Source organism: Streptomyces iakyrus (assembly GCF_000717055.1).
GTDB lineage: Bacteria > Actinomycetota > Actinomycetes > Streptomycetales > Streptomycetaceae > Streptomyces > Streptomyces iakyrus.
The window spans coordinates 58,919-78,591 of the sequence record NZ_JNXI01000019.1 but is presented as its reverse complement, the minus strand read 5'-3'; the positions used below and the strand labels follow the sequence as shown (position 1 = coordinate 78,591).

General features: G+C 72.0%; 17 protein-coding genes. 12 read left to right on the top strand and 5 right to left on the bottom strand.

Going from position 1 to position 19,673, the window contains the following annotated elements; translation table 11 throughout:
- Positions 1 to 213: 213 nt before the first annotated feature.
- Positions 214 to 1,434 carry an acetyl-CoA C-acetyltransferase gene (locus tag OO68_RS28465; protein WP_033312034.1) on the bottom strand — a complete coding sequence of 407 codons (1,221 nt, stop codon included), beginning with the start codon at positions 1,432 to 1,434 and terminating at the stop codon, positions 214 to 216.
- Between the two features lie 128 nt (positions 1,435 to 1,562).
- Positions 1,563 to 2,588 carry an SGNH/GDSL hydrolase family protein gene (locus OO68_RS28460; RefSeq protein WP_033312033.1) on the bottom strand — a complete coding sequence of 342 codons (1,026 nt, stop codon included), beginning with the start codon at positions 2,586 to 2,588 and terminating at the stop codon, positions 1,563 to 1,565.
- A 159-nt stretch (positions 2,589 to 2,747) separates the two neighbouring features.
- Between OO68_RS28460 and OO68_RS28455 the strand changes: the two genes are divergently transcribed.
- Positions 2,748 to 4,136, top strand: coding sequence for a cystathionine beta-synthase (locus OO68_RS28455; RefSeq protein WP_033312032.1), 1,389 nt, complete (start codon positions 2,748 to 2,750; stop codon positions 4,134 to 4,136).
- A 383-nt stretch (positions 4,137 to 4,519) separates the two neighbouring features.
- Positions 4,520 to 4,942: a DUF6924 domain-containing protein gene (locus OO68_RS28450; RefSeq protein WP_051814841.1), complete on the top strand. Its 423-nt coding sequence runs from the start codon at positions 4,520 to 4,522 to the stop codon at positions 4,940 to 4,942.
- Here OO68_RS28450 and OO68_RS28445 read toward each other — a convergent pair.
- Complete coding sequence (locus OO68_RS28445) at positions 4,910 to 5,776, bottom strand: helix-turn-helix transcriptional regulator (RefSeq protein WP_033312031.1); 867 nt, start codon at positions 5,774 to 5,776, stop codon at positions 4,910 to 4,912. The genes OO68_RS28450 and OO68_RS28445 overlap by 33 nt on opposite strands.
- 147 nt (positions 5,777 to 5,923) lie before the next feature.
- Here OO68_RS28445 and OO68_RS28440 point away from each other — a divergent pair, with 147 nt between their 5' ends.
- Positions 5,924 to 6,685, top strand: coding sequence for an SDR family oxidoreductase (locus OO68_RS28440; protein ID WP_033312030.1), 762 nt, complete (start codon positions 5,924 to 5,926; stop codon positions 6,683 to 6,685).
- A gap of 20 nt (positions 6,686 to 6,705) precedes the next feature.
- Here the strand turns inward: OO68_RS28440 and OO68_RS28435 are convergent, their stop codons facing one another.
- The gene (locus OO68_RS28435) at positions 6,706 to 7,131 is read right to left on the bottom strand and encodes a hypothetical protein (RefSeq protein WP_033312029.1); all 426 of its coding nucleotides are present in this window, start codon (positions 7,129 to 7,131) and stop codon (positions 6,706 to 6,708) included.
- A 171-nt stretch (positions 7,132 to 7,302) separates the two neighbouring features.
- On the opposite strand from OO68_RS28435, the gene OO68_RS28430 reads away from it, so the two are divergent.
- Both OO68_RS28430 and OO68_RS28425 read left to right on the top strand, forming a co-directional pair.
- Entirely contained in the window at positions 7,303 to 8,145 is an 843-nt protein-coding gene (locus OO68_RS28430; protein ID WP_033312028.1) for a MurR/RpiR family transcriptional regulator, read from the top strand.
- Positions 8,146 to 8,233: 88 nt separating this feature from the next.
- The gene (locus OO68_RS28425; RefSeq protein WP_033312027.1) at positions 8,234 to 8,818 is read left to right on the top strand and encodes a hypothetical protein; all 585 of its coding nucleotides are present in this window, start codon (positions 8,234 to 8,236) and stop codon (positions 8,816 to 8,818) included.
- 235 nt (positions 8,819 to 9,053) lie between these two features.
- On the opposite strand, the gene OO68_RS28420 is transcribed toward OO68_RS28425, so the two are convergent.
- A complete protein-coding gene (locus OO68_RS28420) occupies positions 9,054 to 10,427 on the bottom strand; it encodes a type III PLP-dependent enzyme domain-containing protein (RefSeq protein WP_033312026.1) in 1,374 nt (457 codons plus the stop codon).
- Positions 10,428 to 10,556: 129 nt separating this feature from the next.
- Between OO68_RS28420 and hutU the strand changes: the two genes are divergently transcribed.
- The 7 genes from hutU to OO68_RS28385 all read left to right on the top strand — a co-directional run bounded on the left by hutU (position 10,557) and on the right by OO68_RS28385 (position 19,669).
- Complete coding sequence (hutU, locus tag OO68_RS28415) at positions 10,557 to 12,221, top strand: urocanate hydratase (protein WP_033312025.1); 1,665 nt, start codon at positions 10,557 to 10,559, stop codon at positions 12,219 to 12,221.
- On the top strand, positions 12,218 to 13,435 hold the full coding sequence (locus tag OO68_RS28410; protein WP_033312024.1) for an allantoate amidohydrolase: 1,218 nt from the start codon (positions 12,218 to 12,220) through the stop codon (positions 13,433 to 13,435). The genes hutU and OO68_RS28410 overlap by 4 nt, the downstream gene beginning before the upstream one ends.
- Complete coding sequence (locus OO68_RS28405) at positions 13,426 to 14,766, top strand: formimidoylglutamate deiminase (protein WP_033312023.1); 1,341 nt, start codon at positions 13,426 to 13,428, stop codon at positions 14,764 to 14,766. Before OO68_RS28410 ends, OO68_RS28405 begins: the two co-directional genes overlap by 10 nt.
- Positions 14,763 to 16,058: an imidazolonepropionase gene (hutI, locus tag OO68_RS28400; protein ID WP_033312022.1), complete on the top strand. Its 1,296-nt coding sequence runs from the start codon at positions 14,763 to 14,765 to the stop codon at positions 16,056 to 16,058. The genes OO68_RS28405 and hutI overlap by 4 nt, the downstream gene beginning before the upstream one ends.
- Before the next feature lie 325 nt (positions 16,059 to 16,383).
- Positions 16,384 to 18,582: a glycoside hydrolase domain-containing protein gene (locus OO68_RS28395; RefSeq protein ID WP_033312021.1), complete on the top strand. Its 2,199-nt coding sequence runs from the start codon at positions 16,384 to 16,386 to the stop codon at positions 18,580 to 18,582.
- A gap of 27 nt (positions 18,583 to 18,609) precedes the next feature.
- The gene (locus tag OO68_RS28390) at positions 18,610 to 18,936 is read left to right on the top strand and encodes a hypothetical protein (RefSeq protein WP_033312020.1); all 327 of its coding nucleotides are present in this window, start codon (positions 18,610 to 18,612) and stop codon (positions 18,934 to 18,936) included.
- Positions 18,937 to 18,952: 16 nt separating this feature from the next.
- Entirely contained in the window at positions 18,953 to 19,669 is a 717-nt protein-coding gene (locus tag OO68_RS28385; RefSeq protein WP_245237197.1) for a hypothetical protein, read from the top strand.
- Positions 19,670 to 19,673 lie beyond the last annotated feature (4 nt).

Sequence of the window (19,673 nt, the reverse complement as noted above, 5' to 3'; positions counted from 1 at the left end):
AACCAGCTGTCAGTGCGTAAGGTCACGAAACGGACAGGGCTTCGGTGTCGGGAGAGGGGGTGGGGCTGCTGTGACCTGGGGTTCTCCCCTGACGGAGGGAGATAGGTCACATCCTGGGGGAGATTGGATCACAAAACAGCCCAGAACCCTGGTGTTTCCAGGGTTCTGGGCCGGGAGCTCACAGCGGGTGCTATGGCGGCTACGGTGCGCCGCTCAGCTGAGGCGCTCGATGACCATGGCCATGCCCTGGCCGCCGCCGACGCACATCGTCTCCAGACCGAACTGCTTGTCGTGGAACTGCAGGGAGTTGATGAGCGTGGTGGTGATGCGGGCGCCGGTCATGCCGAAGGGGTGGCCGACGGCGATGGCACCGCCGTTGACGTTCAGCTTCTCCAGCGGGATGCCCAGGTCGCGGTAGGAGGGGATCACCTGGGCGGCGAACGCCTCGTTGATCTCGACCAGGTCGATGTCGTCGATGGTCAGCCCGGCGCGGCCGAGGGCCTGCTTGCTGGCCTCCACCGGGCCGAGGCCCATGATCTCGGGCGACAGACCGGAGACGCCGGTCGACACGATCCGGGCGAGCGGGGTGAGGCCGAGCTCGCGGGCCTTGGTGTCGGACATGATCACGAGGGCCGCGGCGCCGTCGTTCAGCGGGCAGCAGTTGGCGGCCGTGACCATGCCGTCGGGGCGGAAGACCGGCTTGAGGCCCTGCACGCCCTCCAGGGTGACGCCGGCGCGGGGGCCGTCGTCCTTGGAGACGACCGTGCCGTCGGGGAGGGTCACCGGGGTGATTTCGCGCTCCCAGAAGCCGTTCTTGATGGCCTCTTCGGCGAGGTTCTGCGAGCGGACGCCGAACTCGTCCATGTCCTGGCGGGTGACGCCCTTGACTCGGGCCAGGTTCTCGGCGGTCTGGCCCATCGCGATGTACGGGTCGGGCAGCAGGCCGTCCTCGCGCGGGTCGTGCCAGGTCGAGCCCTCGGACTCGGCGACCGCGGCGGTGCGGGCCTCGGCGTCGGCGAAGAGGGGGTTGTGCGTGTCCGGAAGGCTGTCGGAGTTGCCCTTGGCGTAGCGGGAGACCGTCTCGACGCCGGCCGAGATGAAGACGTCGCCCTCACCGGCCTTGATGGCGTGCAGGGCCATCCGGGAGGTCTGCAGGGAGGAGGAGCAGTACCGGGTGATGGTGCAGCCCGGAAGGTGGTCCATGCCCATCTGCACGGCGACGACACGGCCGAGGTTGTGGCCCTGCTCGCCACCGGGCAGGCCGCAGCCGAGCATCAGGTCGTCGATGTCCCTCGGGTCGAGCCCGGGGACCTTGGCCAGTGCGGCCTGGATGATCGTGGCGGTCAGGTCGTCCGGTCGCACGTCCTTCAGGGAGCCCTTGAAGGCGCGGCCGATGGGGGAGCGGGCGGCTGAGACGATCACGGCTTCGGGCATCACGGCTCCATTGACGTACCGGGTGGTCTGCTTGGGCTGTCTGGGAAGTTACCCGTACGTATGCGCTGGGTCACTGGTGTCGCGGTGTGACCCTGGCCGCAGTTTCCAAGCGCTTGCTTTGTCTGCTCCTAGTTCGTGGGAGTCGCGGGGGCCGGCTCCTGCTCGGGTACCCGCCTGCGCCGCCGGCGCTTCAGCAGCGCCCATGGTCCGCGCGGACCGCTCGGCATCGCCGCCGCGACCTCCGTGCCCGCTTCCGAGGCGGCCTCCGCCGCCGCCCGCGCCACCGGCAGGAAACCCTCGCGGCGGGAGGCGTCGGGGCGCTCCTCCTCCGCGGGCCACAGACCCAGGGACGCGCAGACGGTCGGCAGCACCGCCATCGCCGCCGTCGCGTAGCCCTCGGCGGACGGGTGGTAGCTGTCCGGGCCGAACAGCTCGCGCGGGTTCTCGGCGAACTCGGGGCCCAGCAGGTCGCCCAGCGACACGGTGCGGCCGCCCTGTTCGACGACTCCGATCGTCTGGGCGGCCGCCAGCTGGCGTGAGGCCCGTCGGGCGAGCCACCGCAAGGGCTGCCGCACCGGCTCGATCGTTCCGAGGTCGGGGCAGGTGCCGACCACGACCTCCGCACCGGCCGTGCGCAGCCGGCGGACCGCCGAGGCCAGATGGCGGACCGAGCGCGTCGGGGGCATGCGGTGGGTGACGTCGTTCGCGCCGACCATGATCACGCAGATGTCCGGCACGGGACCGGGGTCGGCCAGCACCAGGGCCACCTGGCGGTCCAGGTCGTCCGAGCAGGCACCCGGCGTCGCCACCGTGCGCAGCTCCACCGGGCGTTCGGCCAGCGCCGCGAGCCCCGACGCCAGGAGCGCCCCCGGCGTCTGCCCGCCGCGGTGCACGCCCTGGCCCGCGGCCGTGGAGTCGCCCAGCATCGTCAGCCTCAGCGGTGCCTCGGCCGGACCGGCGTACATCCGGCCGTACAGACCGTCCGCGTGCGGCACGTGCGGTGACGTGCCGTTGCTCACCCGGCGCCGCGCCAGCTGCACCTCCGCCAGCACCAGACCCACGGTGGCCGCTCCGGCCAGACCGATCCCGCCGCCGCCATAGGCCGCGCCGGCCGCGATCCGCCGGGCCACCCTCGCCCTCGACATGCTCGTCATGCGTCGCCGCCACCTCCTCGAACCCGTACACCCAGTGCTTGCCCCGTACAGCCCGTCGCCCAATCTCAACGGGGAGTGAACGACCGTCACGGGCGACGGCGAAGTCATAGGCTGGCGGCACCACTACGACCGAATCTTTTGCGGCATCCGGAGACAACGGTGCAATTTCACGACTCGATGATCAGCCTCGTCGGCAACACCCCGCTGGTGAAGCTCAACAGCGTGACCAAGGGCATCAGGGCGACCGTCCTGGCCAAGGTGGAGTACTTCAACCCCGGCGGCTCGGTGAAGGACCGCATCGCCCTGCGCATGATCGAGGCGGCGGAGGAGAGCGGCGCGCTCAAGCCCGGCGGCACGATCGTGGAGCCGACCAGCGGCAACACCGGCGTCGGGCTCGCCATCGTCGCCCAGCAGAAGGGGTACAAGTGCATCTTCGTGTGCCCCGACAAGGTGAGCACCGACAAGATCAACGTGCTGCGCGCGTACGGCGCCGAGGTCGTGGTGTGCCCGACCGCCGTCGACCCCGAGCACCCGGACTCCTACTACAACGTCTCCGACCGGCTGGTCCGTGAGACGCCCGGAGCCTGGAAGCCCGACCAGTACTCCAACCCCAACAACCCGCTCTCCCACTACCACTCGACCGGCCCCGAGCTGTGGGAGCAGACGGAGGGGAAGATCACCCACTTCGTGGCGGGCGTGGGCACCGGCGGCACGATCTCCGGGACCGGCCGCTATCTGAAGGAGGCCAGCGACGGCAAGGTCAAGATCATCGGCGCCGATCCGGAGGGCTCCGTCTACTCCGGCGGTTCCGGCCGGCCCTACCTCGTCGAGGGCGTCGGTGAGGACTTCTGGCCGACCGCCTACGACCGGACCGTCGCGGACGAGATCGTCGCCGTGTCCGACAAGGACTCCTTCCAGATGACCCGCCGCCTCGCCAAGGAGGAGGGCCTGCTCGTCGGCGGCTCCTGCGGCATGGCCGTCGTGGCCGCGCTGGAGGTCGCCGCGCGGCTCGGCGAGGACGACGTCGTGGTGGTGCTGCTGCCGGACAGCGGCCGCGGCTACCTCAGCAAGATCTTCAACGACGAGTGGATGGCCGACTACGGCTTCCTGGAGGACACGGGCCCGAGCGCCCGCGTCGCCGACGTCCTCGCCGACAAGGAGGGCGACCGCATGCCCTCCCTCGTCCACATGCACCCGGAGGAGACGGTCGGTCAGGCCATCGACGTGCTGCGCGAGTACGGCGTCTCGCAGATGCCGGTCGTCAAGCCGGGCGCCGGCCACCCCGACGTGATGGCGGCCGAGGTCGTCGGCTCCGTCGTCGAACGCGAGCTGCTGGACGCGCTGTTCAGCAAGAGTGCCTCGCTGGAGGACCCGCTGGAGAAGCACATGTCCGGCCCGCTTCCCCAGGTCGGCTCCGGCGAACCCGTCGCCGACCTGATGGCCGTGCTGGGCAAGGCCGACGCGGCGATCGTCCTCGTCGAGGGCAAGCCGACCGGTGTGGTCAGCCGGCAGGACCTGCTGTCCTTCCTCGCCCGCACGGGTAAGTGACGGCCAACTTCCGGTGAACCGCCCGTGAAACGGGTGAACTTGCGGCGTCCGTGATCTTCGCGGACGTCGCGGAACCGGTACGCGGGTGTCACGTCGGCGCAGCACCCGCTTAACACGCGTCCTGCACATTGGTGGGTGTCGGCAGGGCGGGAGCGGCTCCCCGCCCCGGCCGGCGCCGAACGGCGTCACAGGACCTCCGGAGCGGCTCCCGGACCTCCACGGACGCCATGGACGCGCACGCCCGGCCCTGACCGGGCCCGCGTCCTTCGCGGGGACCGCCGTCGTCCCGCCCCCCGGTCACGGGGGTGCGGCGGTCCCCGCGCATTCACCTTCCCGGCCCTCCGGCCGCCGGGCCGTCAGTGGCGGATGGCAGGATCCCCGCCATGCCACTGCCTCAGCCTCACGACCTGACCACGCTCGTGCTGCGCACCGACTTCGGCGACGGCGCGGCGTGGGAGGCGCTGTGCGCCGCTCTCGACGGGGCCGACGAGCATCCGTGCGCCACCCGCGTCAGCGATCCCCGGTTCGCCGGCGCCGGCATTCAGGATTTGCTCGCCGAGGAGTCGGCCGCCGGGGAGGACGAGCGGATCTGCGAGGTCTTCCTCGCCGACGCGACGGCCCTGGCAGGACCGGAGCACCCGCTCCTGGCCGTCGACCTCTTCACGGAGCCGGGGCGGACCTTCCGCGTCCCGGTCCGCTGGTACCCGGAGATGTCCGCCAACCTGAGCATCGCCAACATGGACTTCGCCGAGTACGCCGACGCCGCGGACCCTTCAGGCACGTTCCGGGGCTTCGGGGACGGCTGAGGACCAGCTCCCCAGCAGCGCCAGGCGCTCCGCCGTCTCCGAGCCCGGCTCGGGCGCGTAGGCCACGATCGTCTGGTCCGGGGCCGCCGGGATCGTGAGGGTCTCGTAGGGGAGGGTCAGCAGACCCGCGACCGGGTGCCGCAGGACTTTCACGCCGTGGTCGCAGGGCTTGACCAGGTGGTCGGCCCACAGACACCGGAACTCCTCGCTGGCCCGGGTGAGTCCGGCGACGAGTTCCCCCGTGACGGGGTCCCCGGGATGGTGGCCCGCCTGAAGACGGAGGTGCGCGACCGTCTGGGCGGCGATCGCGGACCAGTCCGGATAGAGCTCACGCGAGGCGGGGTCGAGGAAGAGCCGGCGCGGCAGGCTGAGGTCGCCCGGGCCGCTGAAGCCGAGCACGGCGTCGGCGAGGGCGTTCCAGGCGAGGACCTCCATGCGGTGGTCCAGGACGTAGGCGGGGTTGCGGTCCATGCCGTCCAGGAGCAGCCGGACACCCGGGCGCACCCGGGAGGCGCCGGACCCGGGCCCGTCCTGCCGGCGGGGCCGGGCCACCGCCCGCAGATACGCGTGCTCGGCCTCGTCCAGCCGCAGCACCCGGGCGATCGCGTCCAGCACGGCGTCCGAGACACCCCCGGACTTGGTCCGGCAGGGATCCCCGGGCCCCCTGCCCTGTTCCAGGCGGACGTAGTAGTCGACGCTCACCCCGGCCAGCTGCGCCACCTCCTCGCGGCGCAGACCCGGGACGCGGCGGCGGCCGTACGAGGGCAGCCCCACCTCCTCCGGCCGGATCCGGGCGCGGCGCGAGCGCAGGAAGTCTCCCAGTTCTCCGTCCATGGGGCCGAGCCTAGGCCGCCCCGGCCCGGCGAACCTGGTACTGCCGGACCCAGGATGAGCGCAGCCCTGGGTGGGGCGGCCGGAGCCGCCGAGGGTGGTGGCCGAGGCCCGGGGAAACGCCCCGGCCGCCACACGAGGGGGTATCCCATGTCGTACGACAACCTGGCCGGCCGTACCGCCGTCGTCACCGGAGCCGCGAGCGGGATCGGCGAGGCCGTAGCCGTGCTGCTGGCCGCGCACGGGGCCCGGGTGGCCCTGCTGGCCCGGCGGGCGGACCGGCTGACGGCGATCGCCGGGAAGATCCGGGCCGATGGCGGGCAGGCCCTGGCCGTCGCCGCGGACGTCACCGACGAGACGTCCGTGGCCGAAGCGGCCGACCGCGTCCACGCGGAGTACGGGACCGTCGACCTGGTCGTGAACTGCGCCGGCGTCATGCTGCCCCACCCGATGGACGCCCGGCGCGCCGACGAGTGGCAGCGGATGCTCGACACCAACGTCGCCGGAGTGCTGCGGGTGACCGGCGCCTTCACCGGAGACCTGGTGAGCGCCGCCGCGGACGGCCGTACGGCCGACATCGTGAACATCTCGTCCATCGCCGCGCACGTCAGCTTCCCGAACTACGCGGTGTACGGCGCGACCAAGGCGGCCGTCACCTACCTGTCGGAGGCCCTGCGCGGGGAGTTCGGCCCGCGGGACGTCCGGGTCACCAACATCGAGCCCGGCTTCGTGGAGAGCGAGCTGCGCACCCACATCTCCGACGCCGAACTGTCCCGGCAGGTCGAGGGCATGCTCGACGTGGTGGGCGCCCTGTCCGCCGAGGAGCTGGCCGACCTGGTGGCCTACGCGACGAGCCGGCCGCGCCGGGTCAACCTGCGGCAGATCGTCGCGCTGCCGACGCGGCAGGTGTGAAACCGGCCCGCACGGGGCGTTCAGTCCTCCCAGTCCCGGTCCTGGGAGGACTTGCGGCGGCGGCCGAAGAGGTCCGGGTTGGTGCGGAGCGCCTGCACGACGTTGACGCCGACGATGCCCGCCCAGGCGACGAGCAGCCCGGGCAGGCGGGCCACGCCCCCGCCGATCGCCGACAGCGGCACCGCGAGGACCAGCGAGACGATCCCGAAGCCGAACCGCTCGCCCCAGGAGTCCGTGGCCTTCGGCGACCGCGAGTCCCGGGCCGTCTGCATCTGCTGCTCGGCGAGCTGCCGGCGCACCCGGCGCTCCACCGCGCCGTCGATCCGCTGGTCGACCTTCTCCAGAAACGAGTCGACCAGCGCCGACTCGTAGTCCTCGCCCAGATCCCTGCGTGCGTGCAGGGTGGCGTCCAGTTCCTTCTTCAGGTCGGTGTCCCGCGCGTCCATTCCCGTCATGCCGTCCACGGTAGAAAGGGGCGACGCCGGGCGCACTGGGGTTAGCCCCCGGTTCCGCAGGGGGTTACCGGTCGTCTGGCGGCCGTTCTCCGGTCCGGCTTGCCGCTCTGCATATGCTCATGCAGAATCCTCAGCTACTGAATAGGCGAGGGGGAGCACGTCATGAGCGTGAGCGACAGCCCTGCCGCGCGGCTCCAGGCGCTCTTCGAGGGCCACCGGCTGACGCCGACCCAGCGGCGCATCGCGCACAGCATGGTGCGGCGCGCGGCCGACGTGCCGTTCCTGTCGAGTGTGGAGCTCGCCGAGCTGGCCGGGGTCAGCCAGCCGTCCGTGACCCGCTTCGCCGTCGCCCTCGGCTTCGACGGCTACCCCGCCCTGCGCCGCCATCTGCGCGAGGTCGCCCCCGCCGAACCCGCCGCGGAGGCCGGGGCCCACAACGAGTACCAGCAGGCCGTCGAGGCCGAGATCGAGAACCTGCGGCACCTGGCGGAGGCACTGGCCGATCCCGCGCCCGTCCAGCGCGCGGGGCACCTCCTCGCGGCCTCCCGGCCGCTGCTCGTCCTCGGCCTGCGGGCGGCCGCCGCCCAGGCGCACGGCTTCGCCTACTTCGCCGCCAAGGTCCACCCGGACGTACGGCTGCTCGGCGAGGGCGGCACGATGCTCCAGGACCGCATCGACGCCGCCGTGCGGGCCGGCGCGAGCGCACTGCTCTGTTTCGCGCTGCCCCGGCACCCCCGCGAGGTCGTCGACACCCTCGCCTACGCCAAGGAGGCCGGCCTGACCGTCGTCACGGTCGCCGACTCCGCGTTCGCACCCGTCGCCAAGGTGTCCGACCTGCTGCTGCCCGCCGCGGTCGGCACCGGCCTCGCCTTCGACACGGCCTGCGCGCCGATGCTGCTCGGCCGGGTCCTGCTGGAGGCCATGTGCGACGACCTGCCGCAGGCCCAGTCGCGCTTGGAGGAGTTCGACACGAAGGCGGCTGCGCGGGGCCTGTTCGTCGACTGACGGACGCGCGCATTTTCTCAGACTCATCTCACGTGGCGTCGCTACCGTACGTCTCCCCGAGGCTTCGCAGACCGGACGGAGGCTGGACGTGACACGCGGAGGACAGGGACTGGCCCGGGTGGCCGTCGTCGTACGGGCGGGGGCGGCCCCGCTGTGGTGGCTGGGCGTGCTCGCGGCGGGCATCGGCCTGCTCGCGCCGGGCCTGACCGGACGCCGCATCGGCGTCCTGGCCGGGGCGGCGCTGTTCCTTCTGGCGACGGCGGTGGTGGCCTGCGGACGCCGTAAGCGCTACGCGGCCCTGGCCGCCGCCGCGTCCAAGGCCGGCAAGCACGACGTGCTCCAGGACCGCGCGGTCACGGTACGCAACTGGCGCCGGGGCCACCGCTGGTGGCTCCTGCTCACCTTCCTCGCCGCCCTCGGCAGCGCGTTCGCGGCCCCGGCGGCCGGGGGCATGCTGCTGGCCGGCTGCGGAGCGGGCCTGTGGCTGAAGTCCGCCTGGCTGGGCCGCCGGGAGCGGGCCGACGAGGCGCTGCTGTGGGTCCGCGTGGACTGGCTGCGCGGGGGAGCGGCGCACCCGGCCGGCAAGCGCGTGAAGGCGTACCGCAGCACGGGCATCGCAGCGGGGGACGCGGACCCGGGAGGCGCGCGACGGAAATCGCCGGCGCTGGTCTGACCGAACGACGGGCCGCCGCCCCCGGGGGCGCGAGGAACTCTTCCCAGGGCGCTCGCGTCATCCGATGGCGGCGTGCCCACCCAGGGGCGCGGGGAACTGCGCGCCAAGCCACGACGCTCGCGCGGCCGAAACCCTACGGAACCCCCCACCCGGCTCGCGTCATCCGGCGGCGGCGTGCCCACCCAGGGGCGCGGGGAACTGCGCGCCAAGCCACGACGCTCGCGCGGCCGAAACCCTACGGAACCCCCCACCCCGCTCGCGTCAGCGCATCCACCTCCGCCCCACCCGACTCGGCGACGACCTCCTCCACGGTCTGCGCCCGCCGCACCACCGCGAAGCGACCGCCCGGCCCGAACCCGTACACCCCGGGCCGCACCAGCGAGTTGTAGCCGTAGTGGTGCGCGAAGTAGTACGCCCCTGTGTCCAGTGCCGCCGCGTAGTCCCCCTGCTCCAGCAGCGGCATGGACCGGCCCTCCGCCAGCAGGTCCCCCGCGAAACAGGCCGGCCCCGCGACGTCCTGCACCACCACCGGCCCCTCCTTCGGCCGCCCCTTCTCGTCGTACGCGGCGATGCGCAACGGCCAGCTCCCCGGCGCGTACACCGTCCGCGCGGCCACCTGCACCCCGGCATGCGTCACCGCCACGGCCCGTCCGCCGGAGGTCTTCGCGTACTCGACGCGCGCCACCACCGTCCCGTGCTTCGCCAGCAGTGACCGCCCGAATTCGGTGACCAGCCCGTACCGCCCGTCGAACAGCCCCGGCACCTCCCGGGCCAGCATCCGCGCGTACTGCGCGTACGTCGGGGTCGTCGCGTCCGACGCGAAGTTCACCGGCAGGCCGCCGCCGATGTCGAGCGTGTCGACCTGCCGCCGCCCGGCCCGCCGGTTGATCTCCTCCGCCAGCGCGTACGTCTCCGCCACGCCCCGCGCCAGCAGGGACAGCGGGATGCCCTGGGAGCCGGTGTGCGCGTGCAGGCGGGTCAGCCACGGCCGGTCCAGATACGCCTGGACGACCCACTCCCGGGCCCCCTCGTCGCGCAGCGCGACCCCGAACTTCGAGGTGGCCGTCGCCGTGGACAACGCCTCGATGGAACCGCCCCCGACCTGCGGGTTCACTCGGATTCCGAGAGGGGAGCGGCCGGCCCCCGACCGCATCAGGGTGTCGATGCGGTCCAGCTCCTGCGGATTGTCGGCGTTGACGGCGATGCCCAGGGACAGCGCCTCGCGCAGCTCGGCCGGGGTCTTCGCAGGCGAGTCGAGCACCGTCGTCTCCACCGGCATGCCCGCCGCCCGCGCCAGGGCCAGCTCACCGGGGCTCGCGACCTCCGCGCCGACCCCCTCCTCCCGCAGCAGCCGCAGCACCGGCACCAGCGGGGTCGCCTTCACCGCGAAGGCGTGCAGCACGGGTGTGCCCGGCGCCACCACCGCGGCGAACGCCGCCCGCAGCTCCGCCGCCGACTCCCGGATGCCCGTGACGTCCAGCAGCCCGACGATGGGGCTGCCGGGCCCGAGCAGTCCTTGCTCCACGGCTGCCCGCACCGCCTCGTCCCGCCGGGCCGCCCGCCCGGCTCCGTCGTCGCCCGCGTCTTCCGCCTCGATGTGTGCGCCCATGCATCCAGCCAAACACCCACCGCACCGCCGCGGCCGACACCCCGACGTATTGACTAGGCCTATTCATGAGGCCAGGATGTGAATAGAGTCAGCAACATTCCGTCGGGAGCACCCACCAGGAGGCAGCCCATGTCAGGACCCCGCCCCGTCCGAGCGCCGCGCGGCACGGAACCGAGCGCCCTGGGATGGCAGCAGGAAGCCGCCCTGCGGATGCTGCAGAACAACCTCGACCCGGAGGTCGCCGAGCACCCCGACAAGCTCGTCGTCTACGGCGGCACCGGCAAGGCCGCCCGCGACTGGCGCTCCTTCGACGCCATGGTGCGCACGCTGAAGGGGCTGAAGCAGGACGAGACCATGCTGGTCCAGTCCGGCCGCCCGGTCGGCGTCATGCAGACCCACGAGTGGGCCCCGCGCGTCCTCATCGCCAACTCCAACCTCGTCGGCGACTGGGCCAACTGGGAGGAGTTCCGCCGCCTCGAACAGCTCGGCCTGACCATGTACGGGCAGATGACCGCCGGTTCCTGGATCTACATCGGCACCCAGGGCATCCTCCAGGGCACCTACGAGACCTTCGCCGCCGTCGCCGCGAAGAAGTTCGGCGGCACCCTGGCCGGCACCATCACCCTGACCGCCGGCCTCGGCGGCATGGGCGGTGCCCAGCCGCTCGCCGTGACCATGAACGACGGCGTCGCGATCTGCATCGACTGCGACCCCCGTGCCATCGACCGGCGCATCGAGCACCGCTACCTCGACGTGAAGGCCGACTCCCTGGACCACGCGCTCCGGCTGGCGACCGAGGCGCGTGACGCCCGCCGCCCCCTCTCCATCGGCGTCCTCGGCAACGCGGCCGAGCTGGTGCCGCAGCTCCTCGCCATGGGCGCCCCCATCGACATCGTGACCGACCAGACCTCGGCCCACGACCCCCTGGCCTACCTGCCGCTGGGCACCGCCTTCGAGGACATGGCCGACGCCGCCGCCAAGGACCCGGCCGGCTTCACCGCCCGGGCCCGCGAGTCCATGGCCCGGCACGTCGAGGCCATGGTCGGCTTCCTGGACGCCGGCGCCGAGGTCTTCGACTACGGCAACTCCATCCGCGGCGAGGCCCAGCTCGCCGGATACGACCGGGCCTTCGCCTTCCCCGGCTTCGTCCCCGCCTACATCCGCCCCCTGTTCTGCGAGGGCAAGGGCCCCTTCCGCTGGGCCGCCCTGTCCGGCGAGGCCTCCGACATCGCCAAGACCGACAAGGCGGTCCTCGACCTCTTCCCGGAGAACGAGTCCCTGGCCCGCTGGATCAAGATGGCCGGCGAACGCGTCCACTTCCAGGGCCTGCCCGCCCGGATCTGCTGGCTCGGCTACGGCGAGCGAGACAAGGCCGGCGAGCGGTTCAACGACATGGTCGCGAGCGGGGAGCTGGCCGCGCCGGTCGTCATCGGCCGCGACCACCTCGACTGCGGTTCCGTCGCGTCCCCCTACCGCGAGACCGAGGCCATGCTCGACGGCTCCGACGCCATCGCCGACTGGCCGCTGCTGAACGCCATGGTCAACGTGGCCTCAGGCGCGTCCTGGGTGTCGATCCACCACGGCGGGGGCGTCGGCATGGGCCGGTCGATCCACGCCGGCCAGGTGACGGTGGCCGACGGCACCCCGCTCGCGGGCGAGAAGATCCGCCGGGTGCTCACCAACGACCCCGGCATGGGCGTCATCCGCCATGTCGACGCCGGCTACGACATCGCGGAGTCGGTGGCGGGGGAGCGGGGCGTGCGCGTCCCGATGCGCGAGGGTGACGGCGCGTGAGTTTCCACAGCATGTGGGCGGAGCTGCTGCCGGTCGGCCGCAGCTCCGCGTCCGGCGGCTACCGGCGCTTCGCCTGGACGGACGCCGACGCCGACTGCCGCGCCTGGTTCGAGGACCAGGCCCGCGCGCGGGGCCTCTCCCACGAGGTCGACCGGAACGGCAACCAGTGGGCCTGGCTGGGCGACCCCGCCGAGGGCGACGCCGTCGTCACCGGGTCGCACCTGGACTCCGTGCCGGACGGCGGCGCCTTCGACGGGCCCCTCGGAGTCGTGTCCGCCTTCGCCGCGCTGGACGAACTGCGCGGCAGGGACGCCCGCTTCGACCGCCCCCTCGCCATCGTGAACTTCGGCGACGAGGAGGGCGCCCGGTTCGGGCTCGCCTGCGTGGGGTCCCGGCTCACCGCCGGACAGCTCACCCGCGAGCAGGCCCACCGCCTCACCGACGGCGACGGCGTGACACTGCCGCGGGCCATGGAGGCGGCCGGATACGACCCGGACGCCATCGGGCCGGACCCCGAACGGCTCGCCCGTATCGGCGCCTTCGTCGAACTGCACGTCGAACAGGGCCGGGCCCTGGACCTGTCCGGAGACCGGGTCGGCATCGCCAGCGCCATCTGGCCGCACGGCCGGTGGCGGTTCGACTTCCGCGGCGAGGCCAACCACGCCGGCACCACCCGGCTCGCCGACCGGCGCGACCCCATGCTGTCCTACGCCGAGACCGTCCTCGCCGCCCGGCGCGAGGCCGAACTCGCCGGAGCCGTCGCCACCTTCGGCAAGATCGCCGTCGAACCCAACGGCGTCAACGCCATCCCCTCCCTGGTGCGCGGCTGGCTCGACTCCCGTGCCGAGGACCAGACGCGCCTCGACACCGTGGTCGGCGGCATCGAGAAGGCGGCCCGGAGCTACGCGGACGCGCACGGCATCGACCTCGACGTCGTCCGCGAGTCCTTCACCCCCGTGGTCGAGTTCGACCACGCCCTGCGCGACGAACTCGCCCGCATCCTCGGCGCGGACACCGGCCTCACGGTCCCCGTCCTCGGCACCGGCGCCGGACACGACGCCGGGATCCTGTCCGGGAGCATCCCGACCGCCATGCTGTTCGTGCGCAACCCCACCGGCGTCTCCCACTCCCCGGCCGAGTCCGCGAGCGAGGACGACTGCGTGGCGGGGGTACTCGCACTCGCCGACGTACTGGAAGGACTCGCGTGCAGGTGACGCAGACGTACTGGCTGGAACACGCCTGGCTCGGCACCCACGTCGAGCCGGGCGTCGCCCTCGACACGGCCGACGGCCGCATCACCGCCGTCCGGACCGGGGTGACCGCCCCGCCGCCCGGCGCCGAACCCCTGCGCGGCCTCACCCTGCCCGGCCTGGCCAACGCCCACAGCCACGCCTTCCACCGCGCCCTGCGCGGCAGCGCCCAGGTCGGCTCCGGCACCTTCTGGACCTGGCGCGAGGTCATGTACTCCGTCGCCGACCGGCTGACCCCGGACACCTATCACGCGCTCGCCCGCGCCGTGTACGCCGAGATGGCCCTGGCCGGCATCACGGCCGTCGGCGAGTTCCACTACGTCCACCACGCCCCCGGCGGCACCCCCTACGCCGATCCCAACGCCATGGGCGAGGCCCTCATCGCGGCCGCCGCCGAAGCCGGGATCCGCACCACCCTCCTCGACACCGCCTACCTCTCCTCCGGCTTCGGGCAACCGCCCACCACCCACCAGCTCCGCTTCTCCGACGGGGACGCCGAGGCCTGGGCCGCACGCTCTTCACTTCTCAAGGAACGGGACCACGCACGGATCGGCGCGGCGATCCACTCCGTACGGGCCGTGCCCGCAGAGCAGTTGGAGACCGTCGCGCGGTGGGCCGGGGAGCGGCGGGCCCCGCTCCATGTCCACCTGTCCGAGCAGACCGCCGAGAACGAGGCGTGCCGGGAGGTCCACGGCTGCACTCCGACCCAGCTCCTCGCGCTGCACGGCGTCCTCGGACCGCGCACCACCGGCGTCCACAACACCCACCTCACCGCCGAGGACATCTCCCTCATCGGCGGCAGCGGCACCGGCACCTGCATGTGCCCGACCACCGAGCGGGACCTCGCGGACGGCATCGGACCGGCCGTCGCCCTCCAGAACGAAGGGTCACCGCTCTCCCTCGGCTCCGACAGCCACGCCGTGATCGACCTGCTCGAAGAGGCGCGGGCCATGGAGCTGAACGAGCGGCTGCGCACCCGCACCCGAGGTCACTGGACGGCGGCGGCCCTGCTGCGGGCGGCCTCGGCCGACGGCCACGCGGCCCTCGGCTGGGAGGACGCGGGCGCCCTGGAGCCCGGCGCACTCGCCGACTTCACCACCATCGCGCTCGACTCGGTCAGGACGGCAGGGCCGCTTCCGCGGCTCGGGGCCGAGACGGCCGTATTCGCCGCGTCGGCAGCGGACGTGTCGCATACGGTCGTGGCAGGTCGGCACGTCGTACGGGACGGGGTCCACTCCCTCGTACCGGACGTGCCGCGAGCCCTCGCGGACGCCGTCGAAGCCCTGCGCGGATGACCCCGGGCCGCACGCCCGCGCGGCCCGCCTCCGCCCCCGAACCCGACCCCACCGCCGACCAGGCCACCAAGGACGCCATGAGCAACGCGACGACCGTCAGCCCCGCCCACTCCGCGAGCACCGCAAGCACGCTCATCACGAACATCGCCAGCCTGGTCACCAACGACCCCTCCCTCGGTGACAATTCCCCCCTCGGACTGATCCAGGACGCGGCCGTCGTCATCGAGGGCGACCGCATCGCGTGGACCGGTGATCACAGGAAAGCACCCGCCACTGACAATCGGGTCGACGCCGGCGGCCGGGCGGTCCTGCCTGGCTTCGTCGACTCCCACTCCCACCTCGTCTTCGCGGGCGACCGGACGCAGGAGTTCAACGCCCGCATGTCCGGGCGCCCCTACAGCGCGGGCGGCATCCGCACCACCGTCGCGGCCACCCGGGCGGCGAGCGACGAGGAACTCGAAGCCAACGTCACCCGTTACCTCGCCGAAGCCCTCCGCCAGGGCACCACCACCTTCGAGACCAAGTCCGGCTACGGCCTGACCGTCGAGGACGAGGCCCGCGCCCTGCGCATCGCCGCCGCCCACACCGACGAGGTCACCTACCTCGGCGCGCACATCGTCCCGCCGGACCACGCCGAGGACCCGGCCCGCTATGTCGCCCTGGTCACCGGCGAGATGCTCGACGCCTGCGCCCCGCACGCCCGCTGGATCGACGTGTTCTGCGAGAAGGGCGCCTTCGACGGCGACCAGGCCCGCGCGATCCTCACCGCCGGCAAGGCCCGGGGCCTGCACCCCCGCATCCACGCCAACCAGCTCTCCTACGGCCCCGGCGTGCAGCTCGCGGTCGAACTCGACGCGGCCAGCGCCGACCACTGCACCCACCTCACGGACGCGGACGTGGACGCCCTGGCGGACAGCCGGACGGTCGCGACGCTGCTGCCCGGTGCCGAGTTCTCCACTCGGGCCGCATGGCCGGACGCCCGGCGGCTGCTGGACGCCGGTGTCACGGTCGCGCTGTCCACGGACTGCAACCCCGGCTCGTCCTTCACCTCGTCCGTTCCGTTCTGCGTGGCGCTGGCCGTACGGGACATGGGGATGACGCCCGACGAGGCGGTGTGGTCGGCCACGGCGGGCGGCGCGGCGGCCCTGCGGCGCACCGACATCGGCCGCCTCACCCCGGGCGCGTACGCCGATCTGGTCCTCCTCGACGCCCCGAGCCACGTCCACCTCGCCTACCGCCCCGGCGTCCCCCTGGTCACCGGCGTCTGGTGGCGCGGTGAAAGGGCTTTCTGACCGCCGAAACCACCCGAAGGTTGTGCACGATTTGCATTCCGGATGCATCACGAGTGCATGACAAAGAAAACCTGACGGTCCGCCACATCGTCATCCACCGCCCATAACGGACTTGACCCCTTTCATGTCGCGGCGGAAGATCGCGCCACAGTCGCTGCGCGCCGCTTCCCGACCCTTGGGCCGCCGCGACGAGGGGGGTTTCTCAGCGCACGTCCCGGCAAGGGCGTGCCGCTTCATGCGCGGACACGTGGGCGTGCACAGCGAACGCACCGCGATGACACCGCTTTCCTCCCCGCCTCACTTTCCGGACGACAGGAGGAAGCCCATGGCAGACGAGATGGTGCAGCGCGCCCAAAGATTCATCAACACCACGTACAACAACGGCGCGACGCTGGGCATATCCAAGCTGGACGAGAACGGCCAGACCGGCTGGCCCGTGATGTATGCCCTGACCAGGGCGCTCCAGTACGAGATGGGCATCACCGCCCTGTCCGACTCCTTCGGCCCGACCACGCTCGGCAAGCTGGGGGAGCTGTACGGCAAGCTCGACGAGTCGACGATCCCGTCGGCCAACTTCTGCCGCATCATCCAGTCCGCCCTGTACTGCAAGGGCTACGACGGCGGCGAGATCGACGGCCAGTACAACGACCGGGTCAAGGCCGCGGTCGTGAAGCTCAACCAGAACATGGGCGTCTCGGGCACGTACCCCGGCAGTTCCCTGTGGCCGAAGGTGGTCAAGGGCCTGTTCAACATGGACGCCTACGTCACCGTCAGCGGCGGTTCGGACACCATCCGGACCATCCAGCAGTGGCTGAACGGCCGTTACATCCTGCGCAAGGACTTCTACGTCATCCCCTGCGACGGGTATCACTCCCGCGACGTGGCCAAGTCGATGCTGTTCGCGATCCAGTACGAGCTGGGCATGGCGGACGGCGTCGCCAACGGCGTGTTCGGGCCCGGCACCCAGTCCGGCCTGAAGAGCCACACCGTCTCGACCGGCACCACCGGCGTCTGGGCGCAGCTGTTCACCGCGGCGATGGTCCTGAACAAGCGGAACGTCCCCTTCGGCAACTTCACCGCCACCGTGCAGTCCGGCGTGGAGACCTTCCAGTCCTTCAGCAAGCTCCCGGTCACCGGCAAGGGCGACTTCCAGACCTGGGCCTCGCTGCTCGTCTCCTACGGCGACCAGTCCCGCAAGGGCACGGCCTGCGACGGCGTCACCGAGATCACGCCCGCGCGGGCGCAGGCGCTGAAGGACGCCGGCTACAAGTACATCGGCCGGTACCTCTTCAACCCCTCCAGCACGAGCCTGCCGGAGAAGCAGATCCAGCCGGGCGAGCTGGCCACCATCAAGGAGTACGGCCTCAACTGCTTCCCGATCTTCCAGACCTGGAGCCGGTCCGCGGACTACTTCAGCTACAACCAGGGCACCGCTGACGCGTTCCGCGCGATCGAATGGGCCGAGTTCCACGGCTTCAAGCCCGGCACCATCATCTACTTCGCCGTCGACTACGACGCGATGGACGGCGAGGTCACGGACTACATCATCCCGCACTTCCGCGGCATCATGCGGACGATCGGCGAGAACTCCGCCTACGGCATCGGCGTCTACGGCCCGCGCAACGTCTGCCAGCGTGTGGCCGACGCCGGGTACGCGGCGACGAGCTTCGTCTCCGACATGTCCAGCGGCTTCTCCGGCAACCTCGGCTACCCGCTGCCCACCAACTGGGCGTTCGACCAGATCTCCACGATCAAGGTCGGCTCCGGCTCTGGCCTCATCGAGATCGACAACAACATCGCCTCGGGGCGGGACTTCGGCCAGAGCGACTTCAACCCGGGCGCCGACCTCGGGGGACTGGACACGGACCTGGACAAGGACGCCTACCGGAGCCTGATGCTCCAGGACGTGAAGGCCTACCTGGAGTCGATCGGCGTCCCCGAGACCGGCGGCGACGGCTGGACGGACAAGGACTGGGCCACCCTGGGCGGTATCTCCACGACCAAGGCGTTCGACCTGGTGCTCAGCGCGGACTGGCTCTTCACCTCGCTCGCCCGTCAGCTCAAACTCCGCAAGGCGCTCATCCAGGCGCCCGTGCTGTGGGAACTGCGCAAGATGAACCCCCTGGACGTCGCCGCGGACGAGGCCGTGAAGAACGGCCTGGACGACGACTGCAGCACCGGCTGGGGACAGATCTTCGCCTGGGTGACGATCGACGCACGCAACTACTGCATGCAGCAGGGCATCATCAACGGCTCGCCCCTCACCGACGACGACATCCCCACAGTGTGGAAGCAGCTCCACGAGGACGAGACGTACAACATCCGCTCGGTCGCGTACCTGACGCTCTACAACGCCCACCAGCTGGGCGCCCCGCGGCCGAACCTGAACACCACCCAGGCCCAGACGCAGGCCCTGCTGGCCCGCTACAACGGCACCGGTGACGCGGCGGCCCAGTACGGCCGCGAGCTGATCGGCCTGTACAACGTGCTGGAGAACTACAACGCGTTGTCGCGCGCCACGTGAGCCGGCGCTGAAGTGGAGGCAGGACGGATGGCAAGGCGCTGGCAGCTCGCGTTGGGCGTGAACGTGCTGCTCGGGATCCCGGCCGTGGTGCCGATCTGGTTGCTCTGGTACCTGGCGTCGAACTGGCCGCTGGCCGCACTTGGGCTGACCGAGCGGGAGCCGACGGAGAACGACGGTGTGCTCCCGTGGTTCCTCGTCGCGGGGCCGGTCGTCCTCGTGTTCGGTCTGCTCTGGTGGCTGGCCAACCGCCCGCTGCGGCGCGGCACGACCCTGTCGCCCGCCCGCTACTGGGTGCTGAGCGTCCTCGCCACGCTTCTGCCGACGCTCGTCCTCATCGTCATCTCCGAAGTCTGAGAAGGGAACAGCAGACGTGCAGCACGACATGCGCAACGCCGTATCGAGACGAACCCTGGTGAAGGGCGCCGGTGTGATCACGGCCGCGGCGGCGATCGGCTCGATCGCCCCGTCCACCGCGACGGCAGCCCCGAAGAGCGGCCCCGTGAGCGGCCCGGTGGGCGCGCCGAAGAAGGCTCCCACCTCCGCCAACGGCTGGCCCCTTGAGCAGGAGGCCAACCATGTCTCCACGGTCTGGACGCGTTCCGTCCCCGGCACCGGCCTCGAGGTCGACGTCCGGATCGGTGACGTGGAGGCGATCCTGCTCCACGTCGTACGGCGCTACCACTACGAGGTCGAGCAGCTGCACCGCGTGGACCTGGCGGGCTGGCAGCGGATCGACGGCCTGGACACGGGCGGGCCGGAGTCCAACCTCGCCTCGGGCACCGCGGTGCGGATCCGCCCGGGCGCGGGCGCGAGCGGCAGCCTCTTCCCGCTCCAGGTGCTGACGGTGCGCGACATCCTCGCCGACTGCGAGGGCGTGGTGCGCTGGGGCGGCGACGACAGCCCCGTGGACGAGTCGCTGTTCTTCATCGACCGCGGCCCGGACGACGCCTCGGTCCGGACGCTCGCCGACCGGCTGCGGGTGGCCGAGGCCACACCGGGTGCGGGCGCCGGTGTGACGGTCGACGTGCTGAACCGCTCCCGCCGTGACCGCGCGGAGCGGCTGGTGCGGGAGCAGCGCGCGAGCTGAGCCC